Annotated in this window: 19 protein-coding genes; 7 read left to right on the forward strand and 12 right to left on the reverse strand. The window is 66.4% G+C overall.

Annotated features, from left to right (window positions below):
- The first annotated feature begins 18 nt into the window (after positions 1-18).
- From ACZ1H8_RS21155 to ACZ1H8_RS21170, 4 genes are all read left to right on the forward strand, one after another.
- Entirely contained in the window at positions 19-2,052 is a 2,034-nt protein-coding gene (locus tag ACZ1H8_RS21155) for a 3-hydroxyacyl-CoA dehydrogenase NAD-binding domain-containing protein (RefSeq protein ID WP_465179203.1), read from the forward strand.
- Between the two features lie 61 nt (positions 2,053-2,113).
- Positions 2,114-3,274, forward strand: coding sequence for an acyl-CoA dehydrogenase family protein (locus tag ACZ1H8_RS21160; RefSeq protein ID WP_465181445.1), 1,161 nt, complete (start codon positions 2,114-2,116; stop codon positions 3,272-3,274).
- 16 nt (positions 3,275-3,290) lie between these two features.
- Entirely contained in the window at positions 3,291-4,415 is a 1,125-nt protein-coding gene (locus tag ACZ1H8_RS21165; protein ID WP_465179204.1) for an acyl-CoA dehydrogenase family protein, read from the forward strand.
- The gene (locus tag ACZ1H8_RS21170) at positions 4,415-5,299 is read left to right on the forward strand and encodes an acyl-CoA thioesterase (protein ID WP_465179206.1); all 885 of its coding nucleotides are present in this window, start codon (positions 4,415-4,417) and stop codon (positions 5,297-5,299) included. Before ACZ1H8_RS21165 ends, ACZ1H8_RS21170 begins: the two co-directional genes overlap by 1 nt.
- Positions 5,300-5,310: 11 nt before the next feature.
- On the opposite strand, the gene ACZ1H8_RS21175 is transcribed toward ACZ1H8_RS21170, so the two are convergent.
- Both ACZ1H8_RS21175 and ACZ1H8_RS21180 read right to left on the reverse strand, forming a co-directional pair.
- Positions 5,311-6,024, reverse strand: a complete 714-nt coding sequence (locus ACZ1H8_RS21175) for a TonB-dependent receptor (RefSeq protein ID WP_465179207.1) — start codon at positions 6,022-6,024, stop codon at positions 5,311-5,313.
- A 20-nt stretch (positions 6,025-6,044) separates the two neighbouring features.
- Complete coding sequence (locus ACZ1H8_RS21180) at positions 6,045-6,902, reverse strand: TonB-dependent receptor (protein ID WP_465179208.1); 858 nt, start codon at positions 6,900-6,902, stop codon at positions 6,045-6,047.
- A 43-nt stretch (positions 6,903-6,945) separates the two neighbouring features.
- Here ACZ1H8_RS21180 and ACZ1H8_RS21185 point away from each other — a divergent pair, with 43 nt between their 5' ends.
- The gene (locus tag ACZ1H8_RS21185) at positions 6,946-8,004 is read left to right on the forward strand and encodes a DUF1176 domain-containing protein (RefSeq protein ID WP_465179209.1); all 1,059 of its coding nucleotides are present in this window, start codon (positions 6,946-6,948) and stop codon (positions 8,002-8,004) included.
- A 21-nt stretch (positions 8,005-8,025) separates the two neighbouring features.
- On the opposite strand, the gene ACZ1H8_RS21190 is transcribed toward ACZ1H8_RS21185, so the two are convergent.
- The 5 genes from ACZ1H8_RS21190 to ACZ1H8_RS21210 are packed head-to-tail and all read right to left on the reverse strand — an operon-like array spanning position 8,026 to position 13,046.
- Complete coding sequence (locus tag ACZ1H8_RS21190; protein ID WP_465179211.1) at positions 8,026-8,826, reverse strand: SDR family NAD(P)-dependent oxidoreductase; 801 nt, start codon at positions 8,824-8,826, stop codon at positions 8,026-8,028.
- Positions 8,827-8,837: 11 nt separating this feature from the next.
- Positions 8,838-9,602, reverse strand: a complete 765-nt coding sequence (locus ACZ1H8_RS21195) for an SDR family oxidoreductase (RefSeq protein ID WP_465179212.1) — start codon at positions 9,600-9,602, stop codon at positions 8,838-8,840.
- 15 nt (positions 9,603-9,617) lie between these two features.
- Positions 9,618-10,640, reverse strand: a complete 1,023-nt coding sequence (locus ACZ1H8_RS21200) for a phosphotransferase family protein (protein WP_465179214.1) — start codon at positions 10,638-10,640, stop codon at positions 9,618-9,620.
- The gene (locus ACZ1H8_RS21205) at positions 10,637-11,722 is read right to left on the reverse strand and encodes a Zn-dependent alcohol dehydrogenase (protein WP_465179216.1); all 1,086 of its coding nucleotides are present in this window, start codon (positions 11,720-11,722) and stop codon (positions 10,637-10,639) included. The genes ACZ1H8_RS21200 and ACZ1H8_RS21205 overlap by 4 nt, the downstream gene beginning before the upstream one ends.
- A gap of 40 nt (positions 11,723-11,762) precedes the next feature.
- Positions 11,763-13,046 carry an acyl-CoA dehydrogenase family protein gene (locus ACZ1H8_RS21210; protein ID WP_465179217.1) on the reverse strand — a complete coding sequence of 428 codons (1,284 nt, stop codon included), beginning with the start codon at positions 13,044-13,046 and terminating at the stop codon, positions 11,763-11,765.
- 154 nt (positions 13,047-13,200) lie between these two features.
- Here ACZ1H8_RS21210 and ACZ1H8_RS21215 point away from each other — a divergent pair, with 154 nt between their 5' ends.
- The gene (locus ACZ1H8_RS21215; protein WP_465179218.1) at positions 13,201-14,442 is read left to right on the forward strand and encodes a TetR/AcrR family transcriptional regulator; all 1,242 of its coding nucleotides are present in this window, start codon (positions 13,201-13,203) and stop codon (positions 14,440-14,442) included.
- 9 nt (positions 14,443-14,451) lie between these two features.
- On the opposite strand, the gene ACZ1H8_RS21220 is transcribed toward ACZ1H8_RS21215, so the two are convergent.
- The 5 genes from ACZ1H8_RS21220 to ACZ1H8_RS21240 form a co-directional block, all read right to left on the reverse strand.
- Positions 14,452-14,823, reverse strand: coding sequence for a hypothetical protein (locus ACZ1H8_RS21220; RefSeq protein ID WP_465179219.1), 372 nt, complete (start codon positions 14,821-14,823; stop codon positions 14,452-14,454).
- Positions 14,824-14,887: 64 nt separating this feature from the next.
- Positions 14,888-16,171: a spinster family MFS transporter gene (locus tag ACZ1H8_RS21225; protein WP_465179221.1), complete on the reverse strand. Its 1,284-nt coding sequence runs from the start codon at positions 16,169-16,171 to the stop codon at positions 14,888-14,890.
- Positions 16,172-16,238: 67 nt separating this feature from the next.
- On the reverse strand, positions 16,239-18,971 hold the full coding sequence (locus ACZ1H8_RS21230; RefSeq protein ID WP_465179222.1) for a TonB-dependent receptor: 2,733 nt from the start codon (positions 18,969-18,971) through the stop codon (positions 16,239-16,241).
- Positions 18,972-19,251: 280 nt separating this feature from the next.
- Positions 19,252-20,322, reverse strand: a complete 1,071-nt coding sequence (locus tag ACZ1H8_RS21235; protein ID WP_465179223.1) for an acyl-CoA dehydrogenase family protein — start codon at positions 20,320-20,322, stop codon at positions 19,252-19,254.
- Positions 20,323-20,374: 52 nt separating this feature from the next.
- Positions 20,375-21,598 carry an acyl-CoA dehydrogenase family protein gene (locus ACZ1H8_RS21240; protein WP_465179225.1) on the reverse strand — a complete coding sequence of 408 codons (1,224 nt, stop codon included), beginning with the start codon at positions 21,596-21,598 and terminating at the stop codon, positions 20,375-20,377.
- Positions 21,599-21,768: 170 nt separating this feature from the next.
- Here ACZ1H8_RS21240 and ACZ1H8_RS21245 point away from each other — a divergent pair, with 170 nt between their 5' ends.
- On the forward strand, positions 21,769-22,983 hold the full coding sequence (locus tag ACZ1H8_RS21245; RefSeq protein WP_465179227.1) for an MFS transporter: 1,215 nt from the start codon (positions 21,769-21,771) through the stop codon (positions 22,981-22,983).
- The last annotated feature ends 5 nt before the right edge of the window (positions 22,984-22,988 follow it).

The raw sequence follows: 22,988 nt of genomic DNA on the forward strand, positions 1-22,988 counted from the left end.
CCAGAAACGGAGAGAAACATGACCTCCCCCATCACCACCAGCCGCCAGGGCGACGTCCTGATCATCACTTCGGACAACCCGCCGGTCAATGCGCTGGGCGCCGCCGTGCGCCAGGGCCTCCAGGCGGGCATCGAGGAAGCGAAGAGCGACGACAGCATCAAGGCAGTCGTCATCACCTGTGCCGGCAAGACCTTCTTCGCAGGCGCCGACATCACCGAATTCGGCAAGCCGATGCAGGAGCCGTCGCTGCCGGTGCTGGTCGATGCGATCGAGGCGCTGGACAAGCCGGTCGTGGCCGCGGTCCACGGCACCGCATTGGGCGGCGGGTGCGAAGTCGCGCTGGGCTGTCACTACCGCATCGCTGTGCCGAGCGCGAAGTTCGGCCTGCCCGAAGTGAAGCTGGGCCTGTTGCCGGGCGCCGGCGGCACCCAGCGCCTGCCGCGCGTCGCCGGCGTCGAGCTGGCGCTCGAGATGGCGGCGAAAGGCGACCCGATCCCCGCGTCCAAGGCCGAGGATGCCGGGCTGGTCGATCGCCTGGCGGGCGAGGACAGCCTGCTGGCGGATGCGGTCGCGTTTGCGCGTGAGATGGCAGCGGCCGGCGGACCGCTGCCGCGCGCCAGCCAGAAGCAGGCAAGCGCCTCGCCCGAGCTGTTCGAGACGTTCCGCAAGACCAACGCCAAGCGCTTCCGCGGCTATGAGGCGCCGGCCGACATCATCGCGCTGATCGAGAAGACCACCGGCATGGACTTTGCCGAGGGCGTCCAGCTCGAGCGCCAGGGCTTTATGAAGCTGATCATGGGCACTCAGTCGGCCGCGCTGCGCCACATCTTCTTCGCCGAGCGCAAGGCCGCCAAGATCGACGGCATTGCCGATGACATCAAGCTGCGCGACATCAAGCGGGTCGGCGTGATCGGCGCCGGCACGATGGGCGGCGGCATCAGCATGAACTTCCTGTCGGCCGGCATCCCCGTGACCATCGTCGAGATGGCGCAGGAGGCGCTCGACCGCGGCACCGGCGTGATGCGCAAGAATTACGAAGCGACCGCCGCCAAGGGCCGGATGACCGCGGAGCAGGTCGAAGGCGCGATGGGTCTGCTGAAGCCGACGCTGAACTTCGACGATCTGTCCGAATGCGACCTGATCATCGAGGCGGTCTATGAGAGCATGGACGTCAAGAAGGAGGTGTTCGGCCGGCTCGACAAGATCGCCAAGCCGGGCGCGATCCTGGCGTCGAACACCAGCTATCTCAATGTCGACGAGATCGCCGCCAGCACCTCGCGGCCGCAGGACGTGCTCGGGCTGCACTTCTTCTCGCCGGCCAATGTCATGAAGCTGCTCGAGATCGTGCGCGGCGCGAAGACCGCTGACGACGTGCTGGCGACCGCAATGGCGCTGGCCAAGAAGATCAGGAAAGTCGCCGTCGTCGCGGGCGTCTGCTATGGCTTTATCGGCAATCGCATGCTGATGCCGCGCCAGGTCGAGGCGATGAAGCTGCTGATGGAAGGCGCCACGCCCGAGCAGATCGACCGCGTCCATGTCGCCTTCGGCATGCCGATGGGCCCGTTCCAGATGAGCGACCTCGCCGGCGTCGACATCGGATGGCACCGCGACCCGACCAGGATCGAGAATATCCGCGATGCGCTGGCCGCCGAGGACCGCTGGGGCCAGAAGAAGGGCAAGGGCTGGTATGATTATGACGAGAAGCGCAACCCCAGCCCCTCGCCCCGCGTCGCCGAGATCATCGAGGAATTCCGCGCCAAGAGCGGTGCTGCCCAGCATGAGGTGACCGACGAGGAGATCGTCGAGCGCACGCTCTATACCATGGTCAACGAAGGCGCGCTGATCCTGGCCGAGGGCATGGCGCAGCGCGCCAGCGACATCGATGTGGTGTGGATCTATGGCTATGGCTGGCCGGTCTATCGCGGCGGCCCGATGTTCTGGGCCGACACCGAAGGGCTGAAGAAGATCGTCGCGGGGCTGGAGAAGCACGGCTTCGACGTCGCCCCGCTGCTGCGCGAAAAGGCCGAAAAGGGCGAGCGCTTCAACAAGTAACGAACAGGCATCGCGTCGCCGTCGGCACCCGCCGGCGGCGGCGACGATGCGGGAGAGGATGATGAGCGAGGATCTCGAGGCCTTCCGCGCCGAGACGCGGGCCTGGCTGGAGGCGAACTGTCCGCCAACGATGCGCACCCCGCCGCGCAGCGAGAAGGAAACCACCTGGGGCGGGCGCAACCCGGTCTATGCCCATCCCGACCAGAAGGTCTGGCTCGACCGGATGGGCGCGCGCGGCTGGACCGTGCCCGACTGGCCCAGCGCCTATGGCGGCGGCGGGCTGAGCGCGGCCGAGACCAAGATCCTGCGCGAGGAGATGGCGCGGCTGAAATGCCGCAACCCGCTCAACAGCTTCGGCATCTCGATGCTCGGGCCGGCGCTGCTCAAATATGGCACCGAGGCGCAGAAGCTGGAGCATCTGCCCAAGATCGCCCGCGGCGAGATCCGCTGGTGCCAGGGCTATTCCGAACCCAATGCCGGATCGGACCTTGCCGGGCTCCAGACCTCGGCCGAGGACAAGGGCGACCATTTCCTGGTCAACGGCCAGAAGGTGTGGACCAGCTATGCCGACGAGGCCGACTGGATCTTCTGCCTCGTCCGCACCGACAAGAGCGTGAAGCAGGGCGGCATCAGCTTCCTGCTGTTCGACATGGCCAGCGAAGGCGTGTCGACCAGGCCGATCCTGCTGATCTCGGGCTATTCCCCCTTCTGCGAGACCTTTTTCGACAATGTGAAGGTGCCGAAGGAAAATCTGGTCCACGAGCTCAACAAGGGCTGGGACGTCGCCAAATATCTGCTGGGCCATGAGCGCGAGATGATCTCGGGCTTCGGCCTGGCGGGCGGCGGCAAGGATGCGCTGGTCGAGGCGGCGGGCAACGGCACCGACCCGATCCTGCGCGCGCAGATCGCGCTGTTCCAGGTCCGGGCCAAGGCCTTCGCCGCCATGTCGGAAAAGTTCATCGACGAACTCAAGGCGGGCAAGGCGCACCCTGCCCAGCCATCGATGATGAAATATTACGGCACCGAGCTGAACAAGACCCGCCACGAGCTGCTGATGGCAGCGGGCGGCAGCGACGCGCTGGAATGGGAAAGCGACGCATCGAACCATGGCAGCGCCGCCCGTGCCTGGCTGCGCACCAAGGCGAATTCGATCGAGGGCGGGACCAGCGAGATCCAGCTCAACATCATCGCCAAGCGCATCCTCGACCTGCCCGGCGCCTGACACGAAAGTCCCCGACATGCCCCTCTATCTCGACGACGATCAGACGCTGCTTCGCGACACCGCGCGCGATTTCGTGGCGGAACATGCCCCGGTGGGTCACATGCGCGCGCTGCGCGACGCCAACGATCCGACCGGCTTTTCGCGCGACCTGTGGAAGCAGTTTGCCGAGCTCGGCTTCACCGGCATCCTCGTTCCCGAAACCGATGGCGGCCTCGGCCTCGGCCATGTCGAGGCCGGTCTGGTGCTGGAGGAGATCGGGCGCAACCTGTCCCCCTCCCCGTTCCTCTCGACCGCGGTTGCGGCGGTCGAGGCGCTGAAGGGAAGTGCCGCGCGCGAGCGCTGGTATCCCGGGATCGTCGCGGGCGAGATGGTCGCCGCACTCGCGCTCGACGAAGGGCGCAAGTTCGGCGATGCGGTGGCGGCGAAGGCCGAGCGCGCCGGCAATGGCTTCCGCCTGTCGGGGGTGAAGCAGTTCGTCACCCATGGTCACGTCGCCGATCTGCTGCTGGTCTCGGCACGCACCGCCGGCACTGCGGACGATGTTGACGGTGTCACCATCTTCGCGGTCGATCCCAAGACCGCCGGTCTGGACATCACGCCCGAGCGGCTGGCCGATGCCAGCATCGCCGCGCGGATCACGCTTGCCGATGTCGAGGTCGACGCCGATGCGGTGATCGGCGAAGTCGATCAGGGGCGCACCGTGCTGAACCGCCTGCTCGCCGCCGGGCGCACCGGCGCATCGGCCGAGATGGTCGGCGTCGGCGCCGGTGCCGCCGACCTGACCTATGGCTATCTCAAGCAGCGCAAGCAGTTCGGTGTCGCGATCGGCAGCTTCCAGGCGCTGCAGCATCGCGCCGCGCATCTCTACAGCGAGATGGAAGTCGCCCGCGCCGCGGTGCTGAAGGCACAGCAGCAGCTCGATGCCGGGCTCGATGCGACCGAGGCTGTCGCGGTGGCGAAGGCGATGACGGGACTTGCCACCACACTGGCGGTGCAGGAAGGGGTGCAGATGCATGGCGGCATCGGCATGACCGACGAATATGATATCGGCTTCTACATGAAGCGCGCCCGCGTCCTGGCCGAGATGTTCGGCGACACCAATTATCACGCGAACCAGATCGCGCTGGCAGCCGGATACTGATGGCAGACGACACGCCCCTGACCCCGCAGCAACTGGTCGAACAGCTGACCGCGCTACTCGACGTCGAGCAGATCGATACCGACCTGTATCGCGGCCCGCGTCAGCCGGGCGGGGTCGGCCGGGTGTTCGGCGGACAGGTGATCGGCCAGGCGTTGCAGGCGGCGCAGCGGTCGGTCGAGGATGGCAAGGCGGCGCACTCGCTTCACGCCTATTTCATGCGGCCGGGCGACGAGAACCACCCGATCATCTACCGCGTGGTGCGCGATTTCGAGGGGCGTAGCTTCGCGACGCGCCGGGTGATCGCGATGCAGAAGGGCCAGCCGATCTTGAACATGGCGGCGTCGTTCCAGCTGCCGGCCGAGGGGCTGCACCATCAGGACCCGATGCCCGATGTGCCCGACCCCGACATGCTGCGCTCCGAGCGCGAGCTGCGCGAGGAAATTCGCGACCAGGTGCCGGAGAAATATCGCCGTTTCTTCCTGCGCTCCCGCCCGGTCGAAATCCGCCCGGTCGCGCCGCGCAACTGGTTCCGGCCCGATCCCACCGAACCGGTCCAGCACAGCTGGTTCCGCGTCGTCGCGCCCCTGCCTGACGACCCCGCGCTGCACCGCGCGATGCTCGCCTATGCCAGCGACATGACCCTGCTCGGCACCTGCATGCTGCCGCACGGGGTCAGCTGGATGACCGGCAATGTCCAGACCGCCAGCCTCGACCACGCCATCTGGTTCCACGAACCGATGCGCTTCGACGAATGGCTGCTCTACACCACCGACAGCCCCTGGTCGGGCCATTCCCGCGGCTTCAACCGCGGCCGCATCTTCACCCGCGACGGCCGGCTGATCGCCAGCGTGGCACAGGAAGGTCTGATCCGCGTTCGCGACTGAGCGGGAAGCGGCTACTTCCGCGTGACGGTGTAGCTCGACGGCAGATAGAGATAGACCTCGGTCAGGCCGGCGCGCGACCATTCGACCGGGCGGTCCAGGCCGGTGACATCGACCCCATAGGTCGGGCCGAACTTCGCGGCCTGGCTCGCCGCATCCGCGGCGATCAGGTCGATGATCGCGCTGCGATACTGATCCGGGTTCACGATGCTGAGCGTCGGTTCGCCCCACAATTTTATCGTCGAACGCCCGACTGTGTTGACCGATTTCGCGAAACGCGCGGCGCGGTCCTTCGCCGCGGCGATATCCATGCCCGGTTCCAGCCGGACCTTGACGAGGATGGAGGTCTGCGACGTGTCCGGGCGCCCGTCGGAGCCATAGGACAGGTTGCGATAATTGGCCGAGGTCAGCGGTTCGACGACATAGTTGCCGACCGCAAGCTCGACCCCGCCCTTCGGAGCAGCGGCGATCGCATTGCGTAATGTGGCGTTGATTTCCTCCGCCCGGGCAGCAGCATCGCGCGTGTCCCCGGCAATGCGGACTTCCTGGACAACATAATCCGCAGGCCGTTTCAGCACGATGATCGGACGCTGCGCGGGGATGATGAGTCCGACATAGCCGGTATCCGCGCTGCGCCTGTTGGCAGTGACGATCACTTCCTGCGCGACAGCAGGAGCCGCGACGCCGATGGCGGCGGCGGCAATCATGAAGCGGAACATCATGGTCATGTCTTACCCCCTGAGCCCGGTCAGTTGCGCGGCCGGACAATACTGCTCGACGGCAGGAACAAATGGATCTCGGTCAGGCTCGCCCGCTTCCACTGGATCGGCCGGTCCAGCCCGCTGACCTCCACCCCATAGCCCTGACCGAAGCGCGCACTGGTGGCGGCAGTATCCTTGGCGATCAGGTCGATGATCGCGGTCCGATATTGCTCCGGGTTCACGACCGACAACGTCAGCTCACTATAGGGCTTGATCTGGGCCCGACCCACCGCTGGTACCGCCTTGAGGAACTTTTCGATCCGGGAAAGTGCGGTGCGGGCGTCGATGCCGGGCGCCAGCGGTACCTTCACCAGGAACTTGACTGCCTGCCCGTCCTCTTCATCATCTTCGTCATCACCGATATCGAGATTGGTGTAGTTGGCCGGGGTCAGCGCCTCGACGACCACCTCTCCGCTGGCCAGCTGGACGCCCGAGCTAGCGGCAAGGCCGATCGCCCCGCGCGTCATCGCATAGACTTCCTTGCGCGCTTCTTCGTCATCGATCGTGTCGGAGATGACGATGACCTGCTGGACGGCGAAGTCGGCGGTGCGCCGAAGCATCTGCACCGCGGCCGGGACCGGGACAGGCTTTTCCCGAACGTCGTCTTCGCCATCGCGGTCGATCCGCCGGATGCCCGTGACAACGATCTCTTCACTGCCGTCCTGCGCCCATGCGGGCGCCGCTCCCATCAGCAGGCTCGCCGCGACGATTCCGAGAACAAGTCCACGCATGCCCCACGCCCCCTCGTTGGCGGAAGACTGCGCGTGGCAGATAAGCGTGTCAATCGAGGCGATGGCACCAATCCGGATCATTTCCGGGACCCGTATCGTTCTGCGCTGCGACACTGGCGTAGCCATTGAACGAGCGGGAGGCGAGATGCGGAAATCGATGAGGTCGACGGTCGGGCACGCCATATTGATCGCCCTGACCGGCTGTCCCGCATCCGCGCTCGCGCAGTCTTTCGAACCGATCCAGTCCTATGACAGCTACCAGCGCTGGTTCGTCGCATGCGACAACATGCTGAGCTGCGTCGCGAAGGGCTTCGATGAGGACCGCATCGGATCGGAGATGCGGATCGAGCGCGACGCCGGTCCGTCGGGCTCGCTCCTGGTCACGATCAGCAGCAAGGATCGCTTCGTGCCGGGCGACATCCGGATCGACGGCGCGCCGGCGGGACTGACCGGATCGGCCTGGAGCCATTCGATCGGGGAGGAGGGCAGTTCGGTCACCAGTTCCGACATGACCGCGATCCGTGCGCTGATCGGCAAGTTGCGCAATGCGAAAACGATCACGCTGGGCGGCGACGCATCGATCCCGCTCGACGGGTTCAGCGCGGCGATGCTCCGCCTCGACGATCGCCAAGGCAGGATCGGCGGCGTCACCGCGCTGATCCGACCGGGCGCGCAGCCCGCGTCGCGGGTTCCGGCAGCGCCGCCGCTTCCCCGCATCCCCGCGCATCCGGTCCAGGCTCGCCTCGAACCCGGTGAGGACAGCCGACTGGTCCAGCGCGTCCGGACCGACTGGAAGGCGCTGTTCGAGAAGGAAGAATGCGGCGAGACGGTGCAGCCGCCCGAAGCCCATGCGCTCGACGACAATCGCGCCCTTGTCCTGATCCCCTGTCTCGTGGGCGCCTATCAGGGATCGGCCCTGGCCTTCATCGCGCCGCGCGGCGGCGGCAAGGCGGAACGGCTGATCCCGCCCTTGCCCTATCGCGGTGACGCCAGCGATCCCGCCGAGACTGCGTATCTCACCGAAGGCGGGTTCGATCCCAAGACCGGCACGTTGAGCATGGGCGCACGCGGACGGGCGATGGCGGATTGCGGCATGTCGGCCAGCTGGATCTGGAATGGCCGCGCCTTCCAGCTCTCGGCGATGACGATGCAGAATTCCTGCGGCGGCCTCGGCGATCCGGGCGACTGGCCGACGCTGTTCCAGTCGCGGCAGTGATCGAATCGGCGCGGCCCGCCTTCAAGCCGCCGTCTTGCCGAACTCCTGGCGCGTCACCGGATGGCTGGACGACAGTCCGCCATCGACGACCCAGGCCTGGCCGTTGACATAGCTTGCCTCGTCGGATGCGAGAAACAGCGCGACCCGGCCGATCTCCTCGGGCACGCCGGCGCGGCGGAGCGGGTTGAGCCGGCCGATCTTTTCCTCGACGCCCTTTTCCCGGGCATAGTCGAAGGCGCGCTGGGTCATGCCGGTCTCGATCAGCCCGGGGCAGATCGCATTGACCCGGACGTTCGATCCCGACAGCTGCTGCGCGCTGGTCTGGACGAGGTTGATCACGCCCGCCTTCGACGCCGAATAGGCGGGTCCCCCTGCCCCCGACCGAAGGCCGGCGACACTGGCGGTGCAAATGATGCTGCCGCCCCCGCGATCGACCATCTTCGGGGCGGCATGCTTGATCGCCAGGAACGGGCCGATCAGGTTGACGCGCAGCACCTCGGTCCACAGTGCAACGTCGGACTCGAACAGCCCGGTGATCCCGCCCGAAATGCCGGCATTGGCGTAAAAGATGTCGAGACCGCCAAACTCGCTGCACGCCAGCGCGACCAGATCCTCGACGTCGCGTTCGATCCCGGCGTCCATCTGCACCGCGATCGCAGTGCCGCCCGTGTCCTTGATCGCGGCGACGGTCGCGTCGACGGCGTCGATCTTGTCCGCCGCCACCACCTGCCCGCCCTCGGCCGCGAACAAGGTCGCGGTGGCGCGGCCGATGCCCGATCCGGCGCCGGTGACGATGATCGACTTGCCCTGAAACCTGCCCATATGTCTCTCCGTCAGATCGTGACGCCGCCGTCGATCACCATCGCCTGACCCGTCATGAAGGCTCCCGCGCGGCTGGCGAGGAACACCACCGCCCCGGCAATGTCGTCGGGCTCGCCAAAGCGGCGCAGCGGCACGCTCGAGTTGGTCGCCTTGATCCGTTCAGGATCCTCCCACAGCGCGCGGGCGAAATCGGTCTTCACCAGCCCAGGCGCGATGCAGTTCACCCGGACATTGTCCGGACCGAACTCGACCGCCAGGTTGCGCGTCAGCTGCATGTCGGCCGCCTTGGAGATGCCATAGGCGCCGATCACCGGCGTGCCGCGCAGCCCCGCGATCGACGAGATAATGATGATCGATCCCTCACGCCGCGCGCGCATCTCCGGCGCGACCATCTGCACCAGCCAGTGATTGGCGAGGATATTGTTGTCGAGGATCTTGCGGAACTGGTCGTCCGAAATCCCGTCCATCGGCCCGTAATAGGGATTGGACGCGGCGTTGCAGACCAGCACGTCGATCCGGCCGAACGCGTCGCGGGTACCGTCGACCAGCCGCTGCAGCGCCGCCTTGTCGGACAGGCTGGCGGCGATGGCGATCGCGCGTCCTTCACCGAACCGGGCATTGATCTCGGCCGCGACCGCATCGCAGGAATCCTGGTTGCGGCTGGAGATCGCGACCCTGGCGCCCTGCGAGACCAGCGCCTCGGCCGATGCCCTGCCGATGCCCTTGGTCGACCCGGTGACGATCGCGACCCTGTCGCTCAGATCGAACAAGCTCATTGCCCTGTCCCTCCGTTATGCCGGCGCCCCGGCCCGTCGCGCAAACTCCCAGGACGCGGCGACCAGGCCCGGCATGCGCGCGACGGTGGCGGCGGCATTGTCGCTCGACGCATTGCCGTCGATCATCCGTTTCTTGATGCCCTGGACGATGCCCGCCAGGCGGAACAAATTATAGGAGAAATACCAGTCGAGATCGGGAACGCCGTCGCGGCCGGTGGCCGCGCAATAGCGGTCGACGACCTGCTCGAGCGTAGGGATGCCGCTCTCGGGCCCGGTCAGCCCCATCACCCCCGATCGGCTCTCGGGCTCGGTGACCCAGCTCATCAGGAAATAGGAGAAGTCGGCCAGCGGGTCGCCCAGCGTCGACAATTCCCAGTCGAGCACCGCCAGCACGCGCGGCTGGGCCGGCGCGAAGATCATGTTGTCGATGCGGAAGTCGCCATGGACGATGCTGGTCCGGGTCTGCTCGGGCACGGTGCGCGGCAGGAACTCGATCAGCTTCTCCATCTCGGGCAGGTCGTCGGTCTGGCTGGCCTTGTACTGTTTGGACCAGCGACCGACCTGCCGCTCGAAATAATTGCCGGGCTTACCGTAATCGCCAAGGCCGACCGCGTCCGGGTCGATCCGGTGAAGCGCGGCCAGCGTGTCGGTGATCGCGTCGTAGGTGGCGGTCCGCTCGGCAGGCGCCATGCCGGGCAGCGACCCGTCCCACAATGTGCGCCCCTCGACCATCTCCATGATGTAGAATGACGATCCGATGACCCCGTCATCCTCGCACAGCCCATAGGGCCGGGCGACGGGAAAGCCGGTCGGGTGCAGCGCCTCGATCAGGCGATGCTCGCGATCAACGGCATGCGCCGAGGGCAGGATCGGCCCGAACGGCTTGCGGCGCAGGACATATGCACTGCTGTTCGCATCGATCCGGTAGGTCGGATTGCTCTGCCCGCCCGCGAATTTGGTGACGGTGATCGGCCCGGCAAATCCGGCGACATTCGCCGCCAGCCACGACTCCAGCTTCGCTTCGTCGAGATCGCTCATGGGAAGACGATCACCGACCGCGCGCTGTCGCCCTTGCGAAGCTTTTCCAGCGCGTCGTTGACGTCCGACAGGCCGATCCGCTCGGCAACCATGGTGTCGAGATCGAGCACGCCGTCGAGATACATCTGGACCAGCCGCGGCATGTCGATCGGCGAGCGGGTCGATCCCAGCGACGATCCCTGAAGCTTCTTGCCGCTGAGGAAGGTCGGCCCGGGGATGTTCACCATATTGCCCGGCGCGATCATGCCCAGGATCGTCGCGGTGCCGCCGCGGCGCAGGACGTTCCAGGCCAGCTCGGCCGTATTGCCGCGCCCGACCGCCTCGATCGCATAATGGACGCCGCCGTCGCTCAGCTTCATCACCTGCTTGACGACATCGGCATCGCCGGCGTCGATCGCATGCGTCGCACCCATGCGCAGTGCAAGGTCGCGCTTCTCGGGCACCGGGTCGATCGCGATGACCCGACTGGCGCCCGCGATCTTCGCCGCATTGATCGCCGCCAGCCCGATGCCGCCGGCACCGACGACCGCGACCGTCTCGCCGGGCCGCACCTGGCTGTCGTTGAAGATCGCGCCGGCACCGGTCACCACCGCGCATCCGAGCAGGGCCGCACGGTCGAGGGGCATGTCCTTGCTGATCGCGACGCAGGCGTTTTCGTGCACCAGCATCAGCTCGGCAAATGCCGACAGGTTGATGAACTGATTGACCGGCGTCCCGTCGGCCAGTTTCAGCCGGGGTTCGGCATCGGCCGATCGCCGGGTCGAGGGATCGACGCACAGCGAGGGCCGCCCACTGACGCAGAATTCGCACTGACCGCAAAAGACAGTGAAGAAGGTCACGACATGGTCGCCGACCTTCACATGGCCGACATCGCTGCCGACCGCCTCGACCACGCCGGCCGCCTCGTGGCCCAGCACGGTCGGCATCGGATAGGGCCATGCGCCATCGGCAAAGTGGAGGTCGGACCGGCACACGCCCGCCGCGGCGGTGCGGATCAGCACCTCGCGCGGACCGGGCTTCGAGACCTGGACCTCCTCGATCTGCAACGGCGTCTTCGCCTCTCGCAGGACTGCAGCCTTCATGCGCTCTCCATTCCGCTTCGATTGGGCGACAGCCGGGGGTTCAGCGGCTGACGCCGACATCCCCCGACGACGCGCGATCCGCCTTGAACTCGGCATATTTGCCGAACTCGTTGCGCGCGATCGCGCGGTTGTGGACCTCGTCCGGGCCGTCGGCGAAGCGCAAGGTCCGCAGGCTCGCCCAGTTGTGCGCCAGCTCGAAATCGTCCGACACGCCGCCGCCGCCATGCGCCTGGATCGCGTCGTCGAGGATCTGCAACGCCATTGTCGGCGCCTGGACCTTGATCATCGCAATCTCGAGCTGCGCCGCCTTGTTGCCCGCCTTGTCCATCATGTCGGCGGCCTTGAGGCACAGCAGGCGGGTCATCTCGATATCGATGCGAGCACGCGCGATCCGCTGTTCCCAGATCGAATGGTCGGCGATCCGCTTGCCGAAGGCGACGCGGCTGAGCAGTCGCTTGGCCATCGCCTCGATCCCTTCCTCCGCAACGCCGATGGTGCGCATGCAATGGTGGATCCGGCCCGGCCCGAGACGCCCCTGCGCAATCTCGAAACCACGCCCCTCGCCCAGCAGGATATGGTCGGCCGGGACCCGGACATTGTCGAGCAGCACCTCGCCATGCCCGTGCGGGGCGTGATCATACCCGTAAACCGAAAGCATCCGCTCGATCTTCACGCCGGGCGCGTCCATCGGCACCAGGATCATGCTTTGCTGCGCGTGGCGCGACGCATCTGGATTGGTCTTGCCCATCACGATCGCGACCGCACAGCGCGGGTCGCCCACGCCCGACGACCACCATTTGCGGCCATTGATCACATAGTCATCGCCGTCGCGGACCATCTGGGTCTGGATATTGGTCGCGTCGGACGATGCCACCGCCGGCTCGGTCATCAGGAAGGCGGAGCGGATCTCGCCCTCCATCAGCGGCTTGAGCCAGCGATCCTTCTGCGCGCGGCTGCCGTAGCGGTGGAACACCTCCATATTGCCCGTGTCGGGCGCGGAGCAGTTGAACACCTCCGACGCCCAGCCGATCCGGCCCATTTCCTCGGCGCACAGCGCATATTCGAGGTTGGTGAGCTGGGTGCCCTGAAACTCGAAACTGTCGTCGACATGCGCCTGGCCCGAATGCGGCGGCATGAAGAAATTCCACAGCCCCTCCGCCTTCGCCTCGGCCTTCACCTCCTCGAGTACGCGGTTCACCTTCCAGCGTTCGCCGGACTTCGCCTCGGCATGATAATCGGCATCGCGCGGACGGATCCGCGTGTCGATGAACGCCTTCACGCGATCGCGGAAATAGGTCTCGCGCTCGGTCAGCGTGAAGTCCATGGCATCGCTCTCCTGATTGCTCTCGGACTCGGGGCTTAGAGCGTACCCGATATTCGGTAAAGCGATTTGATCCCTGAAATTACGTCGCTCGTCGCGCATCGCACAATTCCAAAAAGCCTCTTTTGGATTATGACAAATTGGCTAGAGTGGTGCGATGAACGCGCCCGACAAAGCGAGCGCGGCGGAGGGGGGAACCAAGCGCTTCCTGGCGAAGCGCGACGCCATCCTTGCAGCCGCCGCCGATGCGATCAACGAACAAAGCGCGAAGGGCATGACCTTCGCCGACGTCGCTCGGCGCGTCGGGCTCAACACGACCAGCGTCACCTATTATTTCAAGCGCAAGGAAGACCTGGCCGCTGCGGCGTTCGAGCAGACGCTCGAAAAGCTGAAGGAGATGCTGCACGAGGCGCTGCGCGAGCCGACGCCGGAACGGCGGGTGGCGCGGTATCTCTCGATCAACTTCGAGCGGTTGGCGGCGATCGCGCGCGGCGAGGCCAAGGCGCTGGCGATCCTGTCGGACCTGCGCGCGATGGACGGGGACGTGAAGCGCGACCTGCTCGCCGGGTGGCGCGAGGTGTTCCGCCTGACGCGTAGCCTGTGGGGCAGCGAGGGCAGTCGTGCGGAGACCGATTTGCGCGGCGCGCGCGCGCATGTCCTGCTGGAGAATACCTTCTGGCTGACCGCGTGGCTGACCCGATACGAAATCGACGAATATCCCCGCGTCGAGGCGCGGTTGATGGAAGTCTTCACCCATGGCTTCGCCGCGCCCGGCGCGCGCTGGCAACCGCACCTGCTCGACCTTGTCCATGACGAGGCCGAGCCCGGCCGCGAGGCATTCCTGCTCGCGGCGACCCGGCTGATCAACGAGCTCGGCTATCGCGGCGCATCGGTCCAGAAGATCGCGAGCGAGCTGAACGTCACCAAGGGCAGCTTCTACCACCATCTCGATGCCAAGGACGAGCTGGTCATCGCCTGCTACAAGCGCAGCTTCGACATCATCGCCGATGCTCAGCGCCTCGCCGAGGAACGGGGCGGGACCTATTGGGACCGGCTCGAGAATATCATGGCGACATTGCTCGACGTGCAATTCTCCGAGCGGGGGCCGCTGCTGCGCACCACCGCCCTGTCCGGCCTGCCCCCGCGCGAGCGCGAGGTCATGATCGATCGGTCGAACCGGATCGCGCGCCGCTATGCCGGCATGCTGGCGGATGGCATTGCGGAGGGATCGATCCGGGCGATCGACCCGCTCGTCGCCAGCCAGGCGATGATGGCGATGCAGAATGCCGCGTTCGACATGCGCAAATGGGCAAGCACCATGCCGCGCGACCGGGCGGTGGCCTTCTATGCCTCCACCCTCGCTTATGGCCTGTTCGACGACCGCGTGCTGAGCGGCTGATCCGGGCGATCAGCGCATCGGGCGCGAGGCGGTAAAGCTCTGCCCTGTGCGCGCCTCGATCGTGATCGGTCCGCGCGGGTCGCGCGGCAGGCTGGACTTCACGCGCTGGAACAGCCGGCGCGTATCCGACGACCGCCGGGTCATCGCGCACAAGGTCACCTCGCCCTCGCGGCCCCAGCGGTGGCTGGTGACGTTTCGCACCAGCCGTTCGCGCTTCAGCAGCCGCTGGGTCCGCTGCAGCGCCGGCTGGTCGATCCCCATCGCGTAGCTGCCGAACGAGACGGTCAGGCTGCAGGTGTCAGGCACGCCGCGTTGTGGGGCGGCGGCCGCCGGCATGGCCGGGAGCGACAGGAGTGCGGCAATCGTCACGAGCATCTTCACGTCGGCGTCTCCCGGATCAGTTCGATCAGTGTCGCGATATCCGGGTGAACGCCGGCTGAGCAGGTCAGCGTTCGCGCAGCAGCACGCCGGCGCGCCAGTAATGCCAGATCGCCCAAGGCGTGACCGCGGCAAACAGCACCATCGACCAGCGCAGCGAATCCTCGCCCAGCGGGCCGCGCAGCGCATGGCTGATCGTCCCGACCAAGGTCGGCCCGAGCCCGAGCCCGACCAGATTGATCACCAGCAGCGTGATCGCAGCCCACAAGGCGCGCTGCCGCACCGGCGCGAGTCCCTGGATCAGCGCGAAGCTGGGGCCGAGATAGGAATTGGCGAGCAGCAGGTTGATGAAATAGGCGGCGATCGCCAGGCCGGGGTGGTCGATCAGCAGGAAGCCCAGCGTGAAGGGCAGCGCGAGGGTCTTGAGCACCGCGACCATCGTGCTTTGCATGTGCAGGCCATGCGTCCGCGCGAACCGGTCGGCCAGCTTCCCGCCCAGCACGGCCGAGAGCGTCGCGCAGAGGCCGCCGGGCAGCGCGATGTAGAGCGCGATCTCGGCCTTGGTGAAGTCGAGCGAGCGCTGCATGTAGCTGGGGCCGAAGGCGGTCAGGCCATAGCCGATCATCGAGGTGATGGTGACCGCCATCACCAGATGGAGCGCGGCGGGGTTGCGCAGGATCGCGGCAAAGCCGTCGCGCAGCGGCGGGATCGGCGCGGCCGCCGCCGCGGCCTGGTTCGGATCGGACAGGCCGCGGCGCGGCTCGACCACGAACAGCCACACGATCACCGCCAGCGCGATGCCCGGCAGGCCGATGACATACATCGCCGCGCGCCAGCCATAATGATGCGCCACCAGCCCGCCGATGAACGTGCCGAACGCCGAGCCCAGCACCACGCCGAGCGAATAGATGCCCATCGCCCCTGCGCGCTTTTCGGGCGGATAGAGATCGGCGATCATCGAATGGCTGGGCGGCGAGGACCCCGCCTCGCCGATGCCGACGCCGATGCGCGCGGCGAGCAACTGGCCGAAATTCTGGGCAAGGCCGCCGAAAGCGGTCATCGCGCTCCAGATCGCCAGGCTGATCGCGACGATGTTCTTGCGGTTGGCGCGGTCCGCCAGCCAGGCGACGGGGATTCCCAAGGTCGCGTAGAAGATCGCGAAGGCGAGGCCAGCGAGCAGGCCCAGTTGCCAGTCGGCCAGCAGCAGCTCGCGCTTGATGTCCTCCTGGAGGATCGCGAGGATCTGCCGATCCATATAGCTGAAGAAATAGGTGATGGTGAGCAATGCCAGCGTCAGCCCGCGGCGGCGCAGCGCCCGCTGATCCTGGGCGAGCGTATCGATGGCTGGCATGCGGTTACTCCATACAAGGGAGGAGGGGCGCGAACCTGCCGGTCCGCGCCCCTCCCGTCCGGTCGCCTCAGAAGCGGAAGCGTCCGGTGATGCCGTAGGTCCGCGGCTCGGCGAGATAGGCCGAGAAGATCTGCGTCCCGCCCGGATAGCGCGCGTTGTTGTAGAGCGAATTCAGCGCGGCGCCGGCGGTCGGCCCCTGCTGGAACGGCGAGTTGAACGCGACCTGGGTATAGCCTTCGTTGAATATGTTCTGCGCCCAGAATTCCAGCGCCCATTTCTGCTGCGGACCGCGGATACCGACACGGCCATTGGCCAGCACGAAGCCGTCCTGCTCCTTTTGCGGGAACAGGTCGGAACCGGTGTTGAAGTCGCCGGTCATGCGCGCATCGACATAGAATAGCGCGCTGAGCCCCGAATTGCCGATCTCCGGCGTCCAGGCGAAGCTGCTGGTGGTGACGATTTCCGGCGCGTTCGACATATTGTCGCCGGGCAGCAGGCGCAGCGCCGGGTCGAGCGGCGTGCCGCGCTGGTTGCCGATCAGATTGTCGCGATATTTGGTGTCCGAATAGGTGAAGCCCAGGCTGACGCGGATGTCGCGATGCGGCACCAGCGATGCCTCGACCTCGACGCCCTGCGACCGCACGCCCGGCTTGACGTCGCCCGCCGCGCAGCCGCCGGTCGTCGCCGCCGGATTGCTGTTGGTCGCGGTCGGCGCGACATAGTTCGGCAGGCCCGGGTTGATGCTTTGGTCGCGGTCCGCGCCGTTCAGGTCGGTGCCGCACGAATTGATGTTCTGGACCAGGAAGACCGAGCCGTTGAACGTGTTCAGCTGGAAATTCTTGAAGTCCTGGCGGAACGCCGCGACGTTCAGCGAGAACGGGCCGGTCGAATATTTCAGGCCGATTTCATAGGCGTTGTTGATTTCCTGGTCGAATTCCAGGTTGCCGACCAGCGCCTGTGCGCCGCCCAGGCTGGCGAAGCTGGGGATCGGTCCCTTCAGCGCCGAGCGGTCGAGGTTGAAGCCGCCCGCCTTGTAGCCCCGCGCATAGCTGGCATAGACCATCAGGTCCTCGGTCGGCTTGTAAGACAGGATCGCCGTGCCGGTCCATTCGTCCTCGCTGCGCTCGCGGTTGATGCTGACGCCATTCAGTTCGCTGCTCGAATTGCCCTGGCAGGTCAGGTTGATCAGGCCGCCCGCGACCGCAGCCAGGCCGGCATTGGCCAGCAGCGGGCTGAGCGCAGCCTGCTGCGCCGCGCAGGCGGTATTGTCGTTGCCGAAGGTCGCGTCGAACTTCTTGCGCTCGTTGGTGTAGCGCAGGCCGACCGTCAGGTTCAGGCCCTGGGTGATCTCGAAGATATTGTGCGTGAAGAATGCGTAGTTCGAGCTGTTCTGGCGATAGGTCGACAGCGTGTCGCCGACATTGCGCACCCCGTCGAGGCGGTCGAACCCGGCCAGCACCAGCGGCCCGGCCGCGCCGAACGCGCCCGACACGGTGGGACGAAGCGCGGGGTTGATGCAGCCCGTGGCGTTGGGCGCATAGGCGAAGGCGAGCGCGCCGCTGGTGATGATGCGGCACGCCGCGAACCGGCCATATTGGCTGCCGAAGCGCAGATTGTCGGTGACCGTCAGGTCTTCATTGGCGTAATAGGCGCCGACCATCCAGTCGAGCTTGCCGCCGAACGCCTCGCCCTGAAGCCGCAGTTCCTGCGAGAAGGTACCGAATTCGCGTGCCGAATTGCCGTCCGCCGCGCGGTACAGGATATCGACATAGCTATAGTCGGTGTCCGACCCCTGATCGCTGTGATAGCCGCGATAGGCGGTGATCGAGGTCAGCTTGGCGCCGCCCAGATCATAGTCGATCTGGCCCGACACGCCCCAGTCGCGCGTCTCGCCGGCATAGCTGCGGCCCGGCGAGGTATAGATGTTGCGGTCATAGGCGTTGGTGAACGCCGCCAGCGGCTGACCCAGGTCGCGCAGCACGCGCACGATGGGGTTGGTCGCCGGGTTGAGCAGGCCGAGATTGGCCGGTGCGACCGTCTCGTCGATGAACGCGGCGGCGCAGCAGCTCTCGTTGCGCTTGGTATAGTCGCCGATGATCCGTACCGACAGCGCGCTCGACGGTTCGAACAGCAACTGGCCGCGCACGAAATAGCGGTCGCGATCGTTGACGTCGGTGTTGTTGGTGACGTCGCGATAATAGCCGTCGCGCTTCACATAGATGCCGTCGACGCGGCTCGACAGCGTGTCGCCCAGCGGCACGTTGATATAGCCGCCGACGCGCCACAGATTGTAATTGCCATAGGTCGCCTCGGCACCCGCGCCGAAGGTCGAGGCCGGCGCCTTGCTGACGATGTTGATCAGGCCCGCCGATGCGTTGCGGCCGAACAGCGTGCCCTGCGGACCGCGCAGCACCTCGACGCGCTCGATATCGCCCAGTTCGTTCAGGCCGATGCCCGAACGCGAGCGATAGACGCCATCGATGAAGGTCGCGACGGAGCTTTCCAGGCCCGGGTTGTCGCCGACGGTGCCGATGCCGCGGATGCGGGCCGAGCCATTGGCCTCCGAACCGGTCGACGAGACCAGCAGCGACGGCGCGATCTGGTTGAGCTGGCGGATGTCGGTCGCTCCGGTCAGCTCCAGGTTCTCGGCCGCGATCGCGGTGACCGCCACCGGAACGTCGGACAGCACCTGCGCGCGGCCCTGCGCGGTGACGACGATCTCGTTGTTGGCGTCATCCTGCGACTGCGCCTGCGTTTGCGTGTCGGCATCCTGCGCATAGGCAGGAGCCGAAAGTGCCATCACGAACGCAGGAACCGCACACGCCGACAAAAGGCGAATCCGCATCATCATCTCTCTCCCACCATGGCCGGAGCACTTTTCGGCTCCATACCCTAAACTCGAATAAGCCGGTTTACGCGAAGGACGTCAAGCGCAACACGCGTTGCAAAGCAGGACTGTTCTGAGGTGTTGCAGGAATGTCATAGGAAAGCGCGGGCAATCGGTCCGAACTGAACCGATCTTCGAAACGGGTAATGCGCCGCAACAAGAAAGGGGTGCCGACGGCACCCCTTGCGAAAGCTCAATAGCCGCTCAGTCGAGCGAAGCGCTCGCGATGCCAGGATGCGCTTCCCCACATCGCCTCCAGCACGCGCGACCGCTTGAGATAGAAGCCGGCATCATGCTCGTCGGTCATGCCGATGCCGCCGTGCAGCTGGACCATCTCGCGGCTGACCAGGTTGAGCGTGTCGTTCATCACCGCCTTGGCAAGGCTGACCGCAATGCTGACATCGGGCCGCCCGGCATCGATCGCCTCGAATGCGCCCTCGACCGCGGATCGTGCAAGCTCCAGCTCCGTGAACATCTTCGCCATGCGGTGCTGCAGCGCCTGGAAGCTGGCCAGCACCTGGCCGAACTGCACGCGCGTCTTGAGATAGTCGTTGGTCTGGGCGAACGCTGCCTCCGCCATGCCGAGCATCTCGGCGCACAGCGCGGCGGCGGCGCGGTCGGTCACCGCGGTCAGCAGGTCGCCACCCCCCTCCAGCCGCTCCGCCCGCGCGCCGTCGAAGCGGATCTCGGCATGGCTGCGGAAATCGACGAGGTGCCGGCGCGACCGGGTCACGCTTTCGTCGCCACTCACCAGATACAGGCCATCACGCGCCGCGACCACGAAAAGCCCGGCGCTGTCGCCCTCGGCGACGAACGCCTTGGTGCCGGTCAGTCGCCCGCCCTCGACCTGCGTCTCGATGCGGTCGGGCGCGAAGCGCGGACCTTCGTCGATCGCCAGCGTCGCGACCAGTTCGCCATTGGCGATCCTGGGCAGCCACTGCGCCTTCTGCGCGTCGGACCCGCCCAGCAGGATCGCGCTCGATGCCGCCGCCGTGCTCGACAACGGGGTCGCGACCAGGTTGCGGCCGAGTTGCTCCAGAACCTGCGCGAGCGACAGGAAGCCCATGCCGACGCCGCCATGCTCCTCCGGGATCAGCACCCCGGCCCAGCCCATCTCGGCCTGCTCCTTCCACGCGGCCTCGTCATAGCCGGCGGCGGGCGCCGCATTGCGGACCTTGCGGAAGGCGGTCACCGGCGCTTCATTGTCGACCCATTCGCGCGCCATGTCGCGCAGCATCGTCTGTTCTTCGGTCAGTACGGCCATTGTCTCTATCCTCACATCCCGGCGCGCCGCGCGGCGCTGCGCAGGCAAAGTGTCACTGGTGGTCGAGCATCCCGAGGATGCGCTTGGCGATCACGTTGTTCTGGATTTCGGTCGATCCGCCATAGATCGACACCGCCTTGCCGAAGAGCCACATGCGCACCTGCGCCAGTTCGTCCTCGCTGAAACCCTCGCCTTCCCAGCCCAGCCCGGCCAGGCCGCGGATCTCGATCAGCAGCTCGGACCGTTCCTGCATGATCCGCGCGCCGACATTCTTCATGATCGAGGTCGCGGCCGACGGCCCCTGGTTCGACTTGGCCTCCATCTGCGCCCGGCGCAGCGTCAGCATGAAGGCGCGCGCCTCCATGTCGTGGCGGATGATCCGGGTGCGGAGCTCGGGATCGGCGATCCGCCCCTCGCCATCGACCCCGACCGCCTGCTTGGCGATTTCGGACAAGGGCGGGCCGGCGAACATCCGCCCCGCGGTCGATCCACCACCCGACAGGCTGTTGCGTTCGTGCTGCAGCAGCCGCTTGCCGATCGTCCAGCCCTGCCCCTCTTCGCCGACGCGGTTCGCCTTGGGCACGCGGACATTGGTGAAGAAGGTCTCGCAAAAGGGCGACGCGCCCGAGATCAGCCGGATCGGCCGTGTCTCGACTCCCGGCGTGTCCATGTCGCACAGCAGGAAGGTGATGCCCTCATGCTTTTTCGACCGGTCCGTCCGGACGATCATGAAGCATTTGTCGGCCCATTGCCCGCCCGAGGTCCAGGTCTTCTGGCCGTTGACGATATAATGGTCACCGGCGTCCTCGGCGAAGGTCTGGAGGCTGGCGAGGTCCGAACCCGCGCCCGGCTCCGAATAACCCTGGCACCAGCGGACCGTGCCCATGGCGATCGCCGGGATATGCTCGCGCTTCTGCTCCTCCGAACCATATTCCAGCAGCGTGGGGCCGAACATCATCACGCCCATCGTGCCGGCGACGGGATTGGTCGCGCCGGCGCGGGCCAGTTCCTCCTGGACCACGCGCGCCTCCGCCCGGCCCAGGCCGCCGCCGCCATAGTCCTTGGGCCAGGTCGGCACTGTCCAGCCCTTGCTGCCCAGCGCCTCGCGCCACCGTGTCTCGTCGGGCGTCTCCTCGACCGGGCCCTCGACCGCGGACAATCCGCGATCCTTGCCCTTCAGCGATTGCGGGAAGTTCGCCGCGATCCAGTCGCGGACTTCGGTGCGGAACGCGTCCAGCGAAGTCGCCGGCGCGTCGATTGTTGCTGCGGAGGCCAAGACATTCTCTCCCGATGGCCGTTACTTTGGTTTCGAATTTGCGGTACGGTTCCGTCCGCGTCAAGCGTGCTGCGTGAAGACAGCTTCACTTGCGCGAATGTTCCTTTCATGTTCCAGTGCCGCCGGGCGGTCGGCGAAACACGAGTCGCTGGTCCCCGGGGGAGACTGGGATGCGTTTTCACCACCGCGCCGTACCGATCGTGCTGATGGCCGTGCTGATCGATTCGATCGGCTTCGGCATCGTGATGCCGGTGCTGCCCAGCCTGATCGTCCAGCTCAGCGGGATGACGCTGGCCGGCGCGACCGAGATCGGCGTGTGGATGCTGGCGGCCTATGCCGCAGCGCAGTTCCTGGCCGGCCCGGTCATGGGCAGCCTGGGCGATTCGATCGGCCGGCGCCCGGTCATCCTCGTGTCGATGCTCGCCTTCGCCGCCGACTATGCACTGATGGCGGCGGCGCCCACCATCGCATGGCTGTTCCTCGGCCGAGTGGTCGCGGGACTGGCGGGTGCGGTCTATGGACCCGCCAATGCCGTGCTGGCAGACGTCACCCCGCCCGAGCGCCGCGGGCAGGCATTCAGCCTGATGGGCGCAGCGTTCGGCATCGGCTTCATCCTCGGTCCGGCGCTGGGCGGTTTGCTGGCGGAGTTCGGCAATCGCGCACCCTTCATCGCCGCCGCGGTGCTGGCGGGGATCAACGCGATCTGGATCCTGTTCGCGCTGCCCGAGACGATGACCGCCGACCGGCGCCGCCCCTTTGTCTGGCGCCAGGCGCATATCGTCGGCGCCTTCCGCCCGCTGATGGGTTCGGGAGCCGCCAAATGGCTGCTGCTCGCCGCCTTTTGCTGGCAATTCGCGCACATGGTCTATCCCGCGACCTGGGCCTTCTGGGCGGAAATCGCGCTCGACTGGAGCCCGCGCGAGATAGGCTGGTCGCTGGCGGCATCGGGGCTGTCGATGGCGCTGATCCAGGGCTTCGTCACCGGCCGGGCGATAACCCGCTTCGGTGAGGAAAAGACGGTGGTGATCGGCATGACCGTCGCCGGGCTGGTCTTCCTCAGCTATGTCTTCATCCGTCAGGGCTGGCTGGTCTATCTCGTCATCCTGCCCGCCGCGCTTCAGGGGTTCGTCTTCCCCTCGATCAACGCGCTGCTGTCGCGCGCCACCGATGCCTCGCATCAGGGTGCGGTTCAGGGCGGTATGCAGGGCCTGTCGGCGATCGCCGCGATCCTGTCGCCGCTGATCCTGGGCTATGCGCTGTCGATCGGCGCGCGCAACGGTTTCCCCTCGGGCAATTTCGTTATGGCGTCGCTGCTCGCCTTCACCGCGCTGGCGATCGTCCTGTCGAAGGTCGTCGGGAAAATCTTGCCAAAGCCGGTTGCGTAACGAAA

This window comes from Sphingomonas sp. BL-S-25 (assembly GCF_055521555.1).

Excerpts from the sequence above, each read along its gene's own strand:
- ACZ1H8_RS21155 (WP_465179203.1), top strand. The coding sequence starts at position 19 with ATGACCTCCCCCATCACCACCAGCCGCCAGGGCGACGTCCTGATCATC.
- ACZ1H8_RS21205 (WP_465179216.1), bottom strand. The coding sequence starts at position 11,722 with ATGAAGGCTGCAGTCCTGCGAGAGGCGAAGACGCCGTTGCAGATCGAG.
- ACZ1H8_RS21160 (WP_465181445.1), top strand. The coding sequence starts at position 2,114 with ATGAGCGAGGATCTCGAGGCCTTCCGCGCCGAGACGCGGGCCTGGCTG.
- ACZ1H8_RS21185 (WP_465179209.1), top strand. The coding sequence starts at position 6,946 with ATGAGGTCGACGGTCGGGCACGCCATATTGATCGCCCTGACCGGCTGT.
- ACZ1H8_RS21245 (WP_465179227.1), top strand. The coding sequence starts at position 21,769 with ATGCGTTTTCACCACCGCGCCGTACCGATCGTGCTGATGGCCGTGCTG.
- ACZ1H8_RS21200 (WP_465179214.1), bottom strand. The coding sequence starts at position 10,640 with ATGAGCGATCTCGACGAAGCGAAGCTGGAGTCGTGGCTGGCGGCGAAT.
- ACZ1H8_RS21235 (WP_465179223.1), bottom strand. The coding sequence starts at position 20,322 with ATGGCCGTACTGACCGAAGAACAGACGATGCTGCGCGACATGGCGCGC.
- ACZ1H8_RS21195 (WP_465179212.1), bottom strand. The coding sequence starts at position 9,602 with ATGAGCTTGTTCGATCTGAGCGACAGGGTCGCGATCGTCACCGGGTCG.
- ACZ1H8_RS21175 (WP_465179207.1), bottom strand. The coding sequence starts at position 6,024 with ATGACCATGATGTTCCGCTTCATGATTGCCGCCGCCGCCATCGGCGTC.
- ACZ1H8_RS21190 (WP_465179211.1), bottom strand. The coding sequence starts at position 8,826 with ATGGGCAGGTTTCAGGGCAAGTCGATCATCGTCACCGGCGCCGGATCG.
- ACZ1H8_RS21170 (WP_465179206.1), top strand. The coding sequence starts at position 4,415 with ATGGCAGACGACACGCCCCTGACCCCGCAGCAACTGGTCGAACAGCTG.
- ACZ1H8_RS21215 (WP_465179218.1), top strand. The coding sequence starts at position 13,201 with ATGAACGCGCCCGACAAAGCGAGCGCGGCGGAGGGGGGAACCAAGCGC.
- ACZ1H8_RS21225 (WP_465179221.1), bottom strand. The coding sequence starts at position 16,171 with ATGCCAGCCATCGATACGCTCGCCCAGGATCAGCGGGCGCTGCGCCGC.
- ACZ1H8_RS21210 (WP_465179217.1), bottom strand. The coding sequence starts at position 13,046 with ATGGACTTCACGCTGACCGAGCGCGAGACCTATTTCCGCGATCGCGTG.
- ACZ1H8_RS21230 (WP_465179222.1), bottom strand. The coding sequence starts at position 18,971 with ATGGCACTTTCGGCTCCTGCCTATGCGCAGGATGCCGACACGCAAACG.
- ACZ1H8_RS21165 (WP_465179204.1), top strand. The coding sequence starts at position 3,291 with ATGCCCCTCTATCTCGACGACGATCAGACGCTGCTTCGCGACACCGCG.